Source organism: Olivibacter sp. SA151 (assembly GCF_054130995.1).
Map to the genome: position 1 here is coordinate 2,863,355 of NZ_CP096391.1, position 12,699 is coordinate 2,876,053.

General features: G+C 40.2%; 8 protein-coding genes. 4 read left to right on the forward strand and 4 right to left on the reverse strand.

Annotated features, from left to right (window positions below):
* Positions 1–119: 119 nt before the first annotated feature.
* Positions 120–1,499, forward strand: a complete 1,380-nt coding sequence (gene mgtE, locus M1D52_RS11770) for a magnesium transporter (RefSeq protein ID WP_013667221.1) — start codon at positions 120–122, stop codon at positions 1,497–1,499.
* Positions 1,500–1,506: 7 nt separating this feature from the next.
* Here mgtE and M1D52_RS11775 read toward each other — a convergent pair whose 3' ends face one another.
* From M1D52_RS11775 to M1D52_RS11790, 4 genes are all read right to left on the reverse strand, one after another.
* Complete coding sequence (locus M1D52_RS11775) at positions 1,507–4,599, reverse strand: efflux RND transporter permease subunit (RefSeq protein ID WP_437392641.1); 3,093 nt, start codon at positions 4,597–4,599, stop codon at positions 1,507–1,509.
* Between the two features lie 53 nt (positions 4,600–4,652).
* Positions 4,653–5,762, reverse strand: a complete 1,110-nt coding sequence (locus tag M1D52_RS11780) for an efflux RND transporter periplasmic adaptor subunit (RefSeq protein WP_013667219.1) — start codon at positions 5,760–5,762, stop codon at positions 4,653–4,655.
* A gap of 142 nt (positions 5,763–5,904) precedes the next feature.
* Positions 5,905–7,200 carry a TolC family protein gene (locus tag M1D52_RS11785; protein ID WP_377608719.1) on the reverse strand — a complete coding sequence of 432 codons (1,296 nt, stop codon included), beginning with the start codon at positions 7,198–7,200 and terminating at the stop codon, positions 5,905–5,907.
* Positions 7,201–7,273: 73 nt separating this feature from the next.
* Positions 7,274–8,299, reverse strand: coding sequence for a LacI family DNA-binding transcriptional regulator (locus tag M1D52_RS11790; RefSeq protein WP_289553260.1), 1,026 nt, complete (start codon positions 8,297–8,299; stop codon positions 7,274–7,276).
* Positions 8,300–8,557: 258 nt separating this feature from the next.
* Between M1D52_RS11790 and M1D52_RS11795 the strand changes: the two genes are divergently transcribed.
* The 3 genes from M1D52_RS11795 to M1D52_RS11805 all read left to right on the forward strand — a co-directional run bounded on the left by M1D52_RS11795 (position 8,558) and on the right by M1D52_RS11805 (position 12,648).
* A complete protein-coding gene (locus tag M1D52_RS11795; RefSeq protein WP_437392642.1) occupies positions 8,558–10,039 on the forward strand; it encodes a xylulokinase in 1,482 nt (493 codons plus the stop codon).
* Positions 10,040–10,071: 32 nt separating this feature from the next.
* The gene (gene xylA / locus M1D52_RS11800; protein ID WP_013667214.1) at positions 10,072–11,400 is read left to right on the forward strand and encodes a xylose isomerase; all 1,329 of its coding nucleotides are present in this window, start codon (positions 10,072–10,074) and stop codon (positions 11,398–11,400) included.
* A gap of 192 nt (positions 11,401–11,592) precedes the next feature.
* The gene (locus M1D52_RS11805) at positions 11,593–12,648 is read left to right on the forward strand and encodes a sugar phosphate isomerase/epimerase family protein (protein ID WP_437392643.1); all 1,056 of its coding nucleotides are present in this window, start codon (positions 11,593–11,595) and stop codon (positions 12,646–12,648) included.
* Positions 12,649–12,699: the final 51 nt, after the last annotated feature.

The following is a 12,699-nucleotide window of genomic DNA, read 5'->3' on the forward strand; positions in this document are numbered from 1 at the left end:
ATTAAGGGTAAATTTATTTTAGGTGAAATGTATAAATTACCTTGAGATTATTCAATAAAAAAGGCGACTTTTGCAGCAAATAGAATTTTTATGTAAAAACTTTACTTGAGGGCTTTTGTATGGAGAATAACCTGGACACTCTGGTAGAACAAATAGAATTATTGATTGCCGAAGGTGATAAGGAACAGCTACAAGAATATCTGGATAGCCTAAATATATCCGAGGTAGAAGATCTCATCGACGAACTGCCCGAATATGGTTCTACATTTATTGAGACGCTCAGTATCAATAGAGCGGTTAATGTCTTTAGGATTTTAGATTTCCCTACGCAAGAGCGGATTATAAAGAAACTATCCGGTGCAAAAATAACTGAACTGATCAACGAGTTGCCCCCGGATGATCGAACAGCTTTCTTTAGCGAACTTCACGGCGACGCCGTGAAGAAGATGATTATATTAATGCCGCCTGAGGATAGAAAGGAGGCTCTGACATTATTGGGTTATCCCGAGGATAGTGTAGGTCGATTGATGACACCGGACTACGTAACGGTGAAACAAGACTTTACCGTGGCGCAAGCACTGGAACACATACGTAAATATGGGAAAGACTCCGAAACCATTGACGTCATTTACGTGATAGACGATAAAGGTGTGTTACTTGACGATATCCGAATCCGCGAAATACTTTTGTCCGCTCCCGATGTAAAGGTTGCCGATCTAATGGATAATCGATTAATCGCCCTTAATGCTTTCGATCCACAAGAAGAAGCTATCAATATATTTAGGATGAACAACAGGGTGGCTCTACCCGTAACTGATAAGCAGGGAATTATGTTGGGGATCGTGACGGTGGACGATGTGTTGTGGATAGCTAATGAAGAGTATACTGAGGACATACAACGGATGGGGGGATCCGAAGCGCTGGACGAGCCTTATTTGGACGTATCAATTTGGCATCTGGTAAAAAAACGGGCTCCATGGCTAATGGTGTTGTTTATCGGTCAGCTATTTACAGCTACCGTTATTGAAAAATATGAGGTACAATTGGCGACAGCCGTTGTATTGATGACCTTTGTTCCTTTGATTACTTCAAGTGGAGGGAATACCGGTTCGCAAGCTTCTGCTCTTATTATCCAGGCGATGGCTATGGGAGAGGTTAATCTATCTGATTGGTTTAGAGTCTTTAAAAGGGAATTGATATCCGGTGTCATATTAGGCGTTATCTTAGGTGTGCTTGGCTTATTGCGGATATTCGGTTATCATCTTTTCGGCGAATATGGGCAAGACTGGTTTTTAATCAGTATGGTCGTAGGCCTATCCCTGGTAGGAGTGATATTATGGGGTTCTTTGGTTGGCTCCATGCTTCCCTTCATTTTAAGAAAATTGGGAGCCGATCCCGCCACGTCATCGGCTCCTTTTGTTGCTACTTTAGTGGATGTTACGGGGTTGGTCATCTATTTCACCGTGGCGACATCGATTCTAAAGGGTACGCTGCTTTAATCGATTATTACTTTTTCTTTTTATAGGCCAGGTAAAATACCTGTGGTAAAACAACAAGGCTCAGTATCATGCAGATTAAGAGCCCCCCAACGATCATGATGGCTAAGGGTTTCTGTATTTCAGAACCCATTCCCTGAGAAAGGGCAGCTGGTAATAAACCTAATGATCCCATAATAGCAATCATAAACACCGGTCTAATTCGGTCATATACTCCTTCCGAAATAGCATTTGATAGATCTTTGCCTTTGATTAAATTGCTTTTCATAACTGAAATAAGAATAATTCCATCAATTGTTCCTACACCGAACAAAATAATGAAACCGATACCGGCAGAAATACCAAAAATGGTTCCTGTTAACCATAAAGATATGAAGCCACCAATAAAGGCAAAAGGAATGGTTATTAACGAAATGAGTGTATCCTTTAAGTTGCCAAAGTTTAAGTACAAAAGAAAGGCTATTAGCAGCAGAGACACAGGCACTATAACGGCCAGTCTACTTAAAGCGCGTTGTTGGTTTTCAAAATCACCCGCCCACTCTAATCTGTAGGATGAGGGGAGAGACACTTGTTTCGTTACCTTATCCTGTGCTTCTTTAATTGCGCTGCCCAGGTCACGTCCCCTGACTGAAAAGCCGACGGCAATATAGCGTGAGTTCCCTTGCCGATAAATAAAGGCAGGGCCTGAATGATACCCGATGTCAGCAATTTCGTAGAGCGGAATTTTAGCATTATCGATTGAGGGAACTAAAATATTTTTAATCTGTTCTTCTGTATCCCGAAAGGGCTTATCATAGCGTACGCGAATATCAAACATCTTTTCTCCGTCATAAAAGGTAGACGCCGCCTTTCCGCCAATAGCCATTTCAACAACGGCTTGTGCGTCACGCATGGAAACACCGTATCGTGCCATTCTGGCCTCACTCAAGCGTATTCTTAATTCCGGTAAGCCAATATTTCTAAAAACTAATAGATCTTCAATCCCCTTTACCTGATTCAGGCTTTTGGCGATACTATCCGCAATTTGTTCTAATTTGTATAGATCATCACCGTATACTTTTGCCACTAAAGAACTCTTAACACCGGCAACATACTCCTCCACATTATCCATAATGGGTTGGCTAAAGCCGAAATTAATCCCTGGATAAACATTAAGCGTTGCTTCCATCTCTTCCAGGAGGTCTTCTTTCGTTATGTTTTTTCGCCATTCGTTGTCGTCCTTTAGCTGTACGTGAAATTCTATATTGAAGAAACCAGTTGGGTCCGTTCCATCGTTAGGTCGTCCTGTTTGTGTCAGTATAAACTTCACTTCCTGAAATCTTCTCAATTTTTCTTTCATTTCTTTGGTTAAACGTACCGATTCGTCGAGATTTACGCTATTTGGTAGGGTTGCTCGTATATAGATGGCACCCTCATTCAATTCAGGTATGAATTCTGTACCAATTTTGGTAAAGCCGATGCTGCAAATTGTTAAAAGCAAAGCAAAAAAGAACAGGGTTGCTTTGATATGCCTGTGGGCAAATTGATAACAATTGAAAATGAGCCGACGAAAGAACTCGGCAACGGGATTGTGCCGATCCACCACATGAGTATTTAATAAGAGCTTGCACATGGCCGGAACGTAGGTGAGCGATAATAAAAGCGATCCTAAAAGTGCATAACCCAAAGTGAAAGCTAAGGGTGCAAACATCTTGCCTTCAACTTTCTGGAAAGTAAAAATCGGCATCAGTGCGATGATCAATATAATTTGGGCAAAAAGGATAGATTTTGCGACACCCTTTGCATTTTTTCTTATAATACCTCCTTTAGCAATTTTGTTGAAGCGTTCCATTCCCAATAGCTTCGCCTTTTTGTCGAGACTTACATATACGTGCTCTACAATAACCATCGTACCTTCCAAAAGTAATCCGAAATCAATAGCACCAATTGAAATTAAATTGGCGGGTAAACCATGGATCCTCAGCATCAAAATTGCGAACAGAAACGCCAGTGGGATGACGGAAGCAACGATTACGGTTGTACGCCAGTTAAATAGAAATAAGAATATGACAACAGATACCAGTACAATACCTTCAATCAAGTTATGCGTTACGGTATCTACCGTTTTCTCCACAAGATGCGTGCGATCGTGAAAAGCTTCAATTTTAACACCTTTCGGCAATATACGATCGTTTAAATCCTGTATACGTTCTTTCAATCGTTCAATAACTTCACTTGGGTTTTCGCCCCGTAACATCACGACGATGCCTTCGATCAGGTCGTCTTGTTCATTTAATCCGGCCTGACCTAATCTTGGTTTGCTGCTAATCTGGACGTCGGCCACATTTTTTACCAGTACGGGTACCCCGTTTACATTTTTTATCAATATACTGGCGATATCACTTACCTTGTCAAGTAAACCAACGCCCCGAACCACATAGGCTTGATCGCCCCTTTGAATGACATCGCCTCCCACATTAATATTGCTCTTTTCTACCGCATCATACACATCAAGCGCCGTCAAATTATAGTTTGCTAACTCAGCGGGATTAACTCTTATTTCAAATATCTTTTCCTCACCACCGAAACTAACAATGTCTGCCACGCCATCTACGGATAAAAGTTCTCTTTCAATAACCCAGTTTTGCAATGCAGATAACTCTCTAATCGGAATCTTTTTTTCACTTTTAATTACATACCTAAAAATCTCGCCGGTTGCCCCATAGGGCGGCTCTATTTCTGCTTCAGCCCCTTCGGGTAGATCAACAGCACGCAACCGGTTGGCTGTATACTGTTGGGCGTAAAAGTCTTCTATATGATCTTTGAAATTGACAGTGATCACAGATAGGCCAAAAAGTGATATGGAACGGACTTCTGTTTTACCGGGAATGGTGTTCATTTCCTTGCTTATCGGCAAAGTAATGAACTTTTCTATTTCTTCGGCGCTTCTCCCGGGCCATTGCGTGATGATCCGTGCACGTGTATTGGTAACATCAGGAAAGGCTTCTATAGGAGTATGTTTATACGCATAGACGCCGGCGGCTATCAAGAGGGCCACAAAAAAGAAAACAATCAGTTGATTCTTCAGTGAAAAACCAACAATCTTCTCTACAAGTTTAATCATTTGAAATAAAGTATGAGTAGGGGATAGCGCTTAAAATAACTTAGAACAAATTGTTATCTTCCGATCAATCGGTTATAGATTAATAAACTGTTTTTACCAATAATACGATCACCGTCATGAAGGTGATCATCAGACACATAATAATAATGATTGTCTTCATAGCTAGGTGTAAAATCCACCACCTCTAAATCACAATCGTTATTGTATTTAATAAGATGATACGCTTCATTATCAAAAATAACGGCGTTATGTGGAATGGCCATGCTGTGAACTTGATGATCTAAGTAAACATCAATAGTAGCCATCATTTCCGGTCTTAATAGTAAGTCTTGATTGTCTAGCTCAATAATGGCTTTCAGAACACGTTCGTTTGGGTCCACTACATTGGAAATACGATTAATAACCCCATTAAAATGCTTGTTTGGATAGGCTGTTGTTTCTATATTGACAGATTGTCCCCTTCGTACACTACTAATATTGCCGGTATACACGTTAGCTTTTACCCAAACCCTACTCAAATCGCCAATTACAAACAGCGGTTCTCCTCCCGCTTCTATCTGTTGACCATTTACAATATTTTTCTCCACGATGTACCCATCATTCTTTGAGCGGATAACCAGTACTCCTTTTTCAATATTGCCACCAAAGATGTCTAAGCTTGCTTTGGTCTTTTTAATTTCGGATTGTGCATTGCTTACATCAGCCTGTGCCTCTAAAATTTCTTTATCCGAAGCTACGCCATCGGCATATAAATTTTGGGTTGCGCTTAATTGTCTTTGTGCAATTTTTAATTTTAGTTCGGCTTCATTCAAACCGGCAACCATATCATTCAGGTCTGTGCTGCTTATTTCAAGTAATATCTGACCTTTCTTCACATAGTCGCCAAGGCTGAATCCCACATGTTGCACCACACCGCTTAATAGCGGTACAAATTTGTAAACTTTATCTTCGTCATAGCTAACACTTCCGGTAAGTTTGAGAATTTCCTTGTTTTCAACGCTTGTTCGGATCGTCTCGGTTGATATTATTTTTTTAAGATCATCGTTCAAACAGGTTTTTTTTATGTTTTCTTCTTCTTGACCTCCATTGCTTTCTTTACTTGAATTACAAGAGCTTACACCTAAGGCTATAATGAACGAAATAAATATTATACTTTTTCTCATTAGAATGAATTTGTTTATGTATCACCTGTTTAAGGTACTAATCTATAAATGCTATTTTCAGCGCCGAAGCGCTTTGAATAAACTTGGTTAATATGTTAGTTGAAGCTTACTTTCTTATACCTATTCAATTTTTCCTATCCAGCTACAGATCCTTGCCAATTATATAGGTCAGTTCGCAAGCCTGTAATTGAATATCCCTTTTCGTTTTGTAGTACAATTGTTTATTGCTTTTAAATGAATCGAAGAGATCAAGAAATTCAAGCAGGCTTAGGTTGCGGCCGAGTAGATTATTGGCGATAGATGATTGCATTTTTTCTAACTGAACAAGGTAATTGGCATCGAAACTTCTATAAAGCTGAATCCGCTGGCGGATGTTTTTGTAGGCCTCGTCCAGCTGATTGCGAATGGCGTTTCTCTTTTCCTCCGTCAACTGCTCCTGCTTTTTCATCTCAATTGTGGCATACTTAATATTGCCTTTGTTTCTATCAAACAAGGGTAAATCGAACGAAATACCGGCACCGAAAAAATTGAACATCGTAGAACCATTGCGATCATAGTTTAAATTAACAGTCAGGTCTGGAATCCTTTTTGCTTTTTCAACAGCCAATGTAGATGATGAAACTTCTTTTAGACTATTGGCAATCTTAAGTTGACTGTTATGATGATCAGCCATTTCAAGCAATGCCGTATAGGGCATATCGGACCATTTATTAATCGTCTTTTCGTTAAGTTTATTGTCATTTAGTACAATGAAGGTAGAACCACTAATGGCCATAAGCGTTTTTAGATTTGATTGCAACTTATTGCGTTCTTCGCTAGTTTCATTAAGCTCACTGAGCAGCTCAATTCCAAGCGCCTTTAGGCGTAGATAGCTGGCTTGCGATATATTTCCTTCCTGCAGTTGCGCCTCCTGTGCCTTTACTAGCTTGTTAACGAGCTGTGCTTGTCGTTCCAGATCCGAAAAAGTTTCCTGATTAAATAATAAATTAGCCAGAAGCGCCCTAAACTCTACTTTTAATGATTGTAAAAAGTCGATGAACGTATTTTCTGCTAATTGTTTATTGCTAACTTCAAGGCTTATGTTTTTCTTTCTTTTCCTAGCCGTTAAGATCAATTGTTCGAGTTGTACGGTAAATTGTTGATTGCGCGCAAAGCTTCCGAATAGGGGCGGAATGGATTCGGATGTAGAATTGCGATTCAAGTTGATTTCATCAATACTCAAGTTTGGGTTTGGCCAAACTTTCGCTTGCAGTATCAAAGCATTTGCCTGATCGATATTTAATCGTTCGGCTATCAATGATAAGTTATTGCGAAGAAATAGCTGTTCCGCTTCTTCGGGATATATGCGGAGCGTATCCGGTTTTATCTGTCCGTAAGAGACGCTACAAATGGAAGAAAGAAAAAATATAACCAATAGAATAGGTGTCTTTGCCGTCATTATCATTCATTATAATGCAGCAAAGATGAGGCACGCCTTATTAGGAATACTTTATAAGTATATTAGAGTTAGATTAAAGTTGTGGGCCTTTTGAACTTTCCCTTACGATTAGTAAGGGGTCAAGCTTGATTCTTTGCGGGGCCATTTTATAAAAACTTCCCTCTTTTAACATCGTCAAAAATAACTGTGCTGTCTCTTGTCCCATCAAATGCGTTTGTTGATCAATGGTTGAAAGAGATGGCGTAACCAGACTGCCGAAAGCTTCGTTGGCAAAGCCTATTACACCTACTTCTTCCGGTATTCTGATCTGTTGTGATTTTAACTGCTGTATAACTCCCATAGCAGTAAAGTCTTCTAGTGTAAAAATAGCATCAAAGTCGATGCCTCTGCTTGTCAACTCCTTTACACAGTCTTTACCGAAATTCAGCGATAAGTTGCCCTTAAGAATTAAATCCTCGTTAACGGGAATATTATAGGCTTTCAAAGCATCTAAATAACCTTTTAAACGTTCCTTAAAAATGGATAGATCCCTTGTTTCTGTAATGTGGACGATCTTTTTGTACCCAGATTGGATGAGGTGTTCTGTTGCCATATAGCCACCTTTGTAATCGTCTATAGTAACGGACGGTGCATTCAATTGATATAACGCACGATCGAAAAACGTAAGCGGAATATTTTTCGAGATAATTTCCTCAAAGATGGTACTATCTTCACGGTCGATAGCAAATGAGGTAATGATGCCATCAACACGCGAATTAAGCAGCGTTTCAATACCTTTGTCCTCTTTTTTATAGGATTCCTGCGATTGGTATAAAAGTATCGAATATCCATGTTGGTTCATAATAGATTCAATACCATGTACCACTGAGCTGAAGAAACTAACGTCCAACGAAGGGACGAGGACACCGATGATATTACTTTTGCCCGAACGTAGCGAAGAGGCAATCTTGTTTTTACTATACCCTAGTTTCTCGGCTGTCTTCTTTACAGCTTCTTTTGTTGATTTACTAATAGCAGGATGATCATTTAAGGCCCTTGCAACAGTTGAAAATGTGATGTTCAGTTCTTTGGCAATATCCAGTATAGTGACTTTCTTCATTCGGTAATATAATATTTAAACTTGGGTTGCCGGAACTAGACCACCAAAGCAAAGGTCCACGGCTATTATAGAAAATATACGAAATAATTTATCAAACATAGAAAAAATGAAGGTGATATGCAATTTTGCGATATAGAAGCTGGGCGATATCATTGTGAAGCCAAAAACAATAAAATAATACGCTGCCTATTGCAATTTTCATTCTTTAGTTCTATTTTTATGCCAACGTTAGCATTAACCTAAGTAAACTGAAGATATATGTTATTATTAGGAATAGATATTGGAACATCTGCTATTAAGATATCAGTGGTAGACGCTGACAAGCAAACCTGTGTCGCCTCGTTAAGATATCCCGAAGAAGAGGAGACAGCGATTTTAACTCCCGAGGCAGGCTGGGCAGAGCAATCACCCGATATGTGGTGGGAGCATGTACAACAAGCGATCCGCTCATTAAACAATCAAAAATGTTATAATCCGCAGGATATTAAGGCTATTGGTATTGCTTATCAAATGCATGGATTGGTCATGGTTGACAAAGCGTTAAATAATCTTCGTAACGCGATTATCTGGTGTGACAGTCGGGCTGTTTCAATAGGAGAGAAGGCTTTTCGTGCATTAGGAGAAGAAGCCGCTCTTGCTAGCTTGCTCAATTCTCCCGGAAATTTCACCGCTGCTAAATTGGGATGGATAAAAGAATATGAACCAGTTCTATATGATAGCGTATATAAAGTAATGCTTCCAGGCGATTATATTGCCATGAAATTAACAGGAACCATTACGACAAGTATTTCAGCTCTTTCTGAAGGGATATTTTGGGATTTTCGGAACAAGCGATTATCCAAAGAACTTATGGACTATTTTGGCTTTAGAGAAGATCTAATACCAACAGTGGCACCCCTTTTCGGGGAACACGGCAGGCTTAGCAAGGAGATAGCCGATAAATTGGGTCTTGCTGCCGGTATTCCTATAAGTTATAAGGCAGGAGACCAGCCTAATAATGCATTATCCTTAAATGTTTTAAATCCGGGAGAGGTGGCCGCAACGGCAGGCACATCCGGCGTTATTTATGGTGTAAGTGACCAACTTGTTTATGATCGCCTCTCGCGTGTGAATACATTTGCTCACGTCAATTACGGGTTAGATGACCCGAAGGTTGGTGTATTGCTTTGTATAAACGGCACGGGGATTTTAAATAGATGGGTTAAAGAACAATTCGGAAAGGGACTTGATTATGAGGGTATGAATAGGCTGGCTTCGACAGTTTCCTTAGGAAGCGATGGACTTAAGATACTGCCATTTGGAAATGGTGCCGAACGGATTTTGGAAAACCGTATACTTGGTGCGCACTTAGCCAATCTGGATTTAAATAAGCATCAGCGTGAACATGTATTTAGAGCTAGCCAGGAGGGAATTGCCTTTGCTTTTCGATATGGTCTTGATATTATGAGAGAGAACGGTATGTCTCCCGAGGTGATACGTGCGGGTAAAGCTAATTTATTTTTAAGTGACCTATTCACACAGATTTTTGTGAACGTAACGGATACCCCCGTCGAACTTTACAATAACGATGGCAGTGTTGGAGCTGCGCTTGGAGCAGGTATTGGTGCCGGCGTTTTTAATTCATCGAAAGAGGCTTTTCAAAACGCAAAAGCACTTAGGGTAATTGAACCAAATCCCAACTGGAACTATGAGGAGGAATATGGTCAATGGCTGCATCTATTAGAGAATCAATTGAAATAATGTATTATAATAAACTAATAAATAGATATCATATGTCAATTATTATTGGAGAACGCGAGTATTTTAAAGGAATCGGACAAATAAAGTATGAAGGTCCGGAAAGTGATAACCCATTAGCTTATCGTTGGTACGATCCTAACCGGGTAGTAGGAGGTAAAACCATGAAAGAGCATCTTCGCTTTGCTGTAGCCTATTGGCACTCATTCAACGGAACGGGTTCGGATCCTTTTGGTGGTCAAACGCATGTGTTTCCGTGGGATGAGCACGCAGACGTAATTCAGCGGGCAAAAGACAAAATGGATGCCGCATTTGAGTTCTTTACCAAAATTGACATGCCATACTATTGCTTCCATGATGTAGATGTAGTGGATTATGGAGATAATGTTGTGGAAAATGAAGAACGTCTGCAAAAATTAGTCGCTTATGCAAAAGAAAAACAACAGGCTAGTGGCGTAAAATTGCTATGGGGAACGGCTAATCTCTTCAGTCATAAACGCTATATGAACGGCGCTGCAACGAATCCTGATTTTCATGTTGTGGCGCACGCGGGCGCACAAATCAAAGCGGCACTCGACGCAACAATCGCTTTAGGTGGTGAAAATTATGTCTTCTGGGGTGGTAGAGAAGGTTATATGACCTTGCTGAACACGGATATGAAGAGGGAACAGGAGCATTTGGCGAAGATGTTACATATAGCAAAAGACTATGCACGTTCGCAAGGTTTCAAGGGCACCTTCTTCATTGAACCCAAACCTTGTGAACCTACAAAACATCAATATGACTACGATGCCGCGACTGTTATAGGCTTTCTACGTCAATATGACTTGTTAAATGATTTTAAGCTAAATCTGGAAGTGAACCACGCTACCTTAGCAGGACATACTTTCCAGCATGAGCTACAAGTAGCTGCGGATGCGGGATTATTAGGTTCCATTGACGCTAACCGTGGCGATTACCAAAATGGATGGGATACGGATCAGTTTCCGAATAATATCAACGAACTGGTGGAATCTCTGTTGATCATTTTAGAGGCGGGTGGTTTTGCTGGAGGCGGTATTAACTTTGACGCTAAAATTAGACGAAACTCAACCGATCCGGCCGATTTATTCTACGCACATATCGGTGGCGCAGATACTTTTGCACGTGCTTTATTAGTGGCAGACAAAATTTTGAAAAACTCTGACTATACTAAAATAAGAAGAGAGCGCTACCTTTCTTTCGATAGCGGTGATGGCAAAGCCTATGAGGAAGGAAAGCTATCGTTAGCGGATCTTCGCAACCTGGCGATTTCGCTTGGTGAACCGAAAGCAATCAGTGGTAAACAAGAATATTTGGAGAATCTGATTAATCGGTATATTTAAAAATGTACTCGGAAACCCTGCCCCATAAGCAGGGTTTTTGGTTTGCTCAAAAAAATGTAATATATTGAACCCTCAATATTAGAAAAGCCAACAAAAAATAAAATTTGGAATGAAACCGAGACGTAAATAATATTGACACATAGAGCAATATTATTTACTCGAGCTCTCATCAGCAATTAAAAAAAATAATAGATGAAAACAATTAAAGGACCAGGCATTTTTTTAGCACAATTTATTGGAGAAAATCCACCATTTAATACCCTAGATTCTATTTGTAAGTGGGCTAAAGATTTAGGGTTCAAAGGTATACAAATTCCCACATGGGCGACTTCTTATTTCGACTTGCAAAAAGCCGCTGAAAGCAAGACCTATGCTGATGAAATAAAAGGGCTTGTAAATAGTTACGGTTTAGAGATTACGGAGTTATCAACCCATTTACAAGGACAACTGGTAGCAGTGAATCCCGCATATGATAAATTGTTTGACGGCTTTGCTCCGGAGAAGTATCATAATAACCCGAAAGCTCGTACCGAATGGGCGGTTCAGCAGCTCAAATATGCAGCGAAAGCCTCACAGCATCTTGGCCTTACCGAGCATGCTACTTTTAGCGGTGCCTTGCTGTGGCATACCGTTTATCCTTGGCCGCAACGTCCTGCGGGTCTAGTGGAAGAAGGCTTTAAAGAGTTGGCTAATCGATGGTTACCCATCTTAAATACATTTGACGAAGCTGGTGTTGATTTATGTTACGAAATTCATCCGGGGGAAGACCTACATGATGGTATTAGCTACGAGATGTTTCTAGATAAAGTCGATAACCACAAAAGAGCTTGTCTTTTATATGATCCATCTCACTTTGTACTTCAATGCTTGGATTACATAGCCTATATAGATCATTACCATGAGCGTATTAGAATGTTTCATGTAAAAGATGCCGAATTTAATCCAACAGGTAAACAAGGTGTTTATGGAGGATATCAGGGTTGGGTTGAACGTGCGGGTCGATTCAGGTCGTTAGGCGATGGTCAGGTAGACTTTAAGTCAGTGTTTAGTAAACTCACCGCGTACGATTTTAGCGGATGGGCTGTTATGGAATGGGAGTGCGCACTAAAGCACCCCGAAGATGGTGCTAAAGAAGGGGCTAAGTTTATTAGTGAACATATTATTCGAGTAACGGATAAAACATTCGATGATTTTGCTTCTACCGGGGTGAATGAGAAACTCAATAAAGAGATACTAGGAATCCGCTAGATCAAAGAGTAGGAGGCCGTCTAGAAAGTAGTTTCCGGACGACCTCTTACT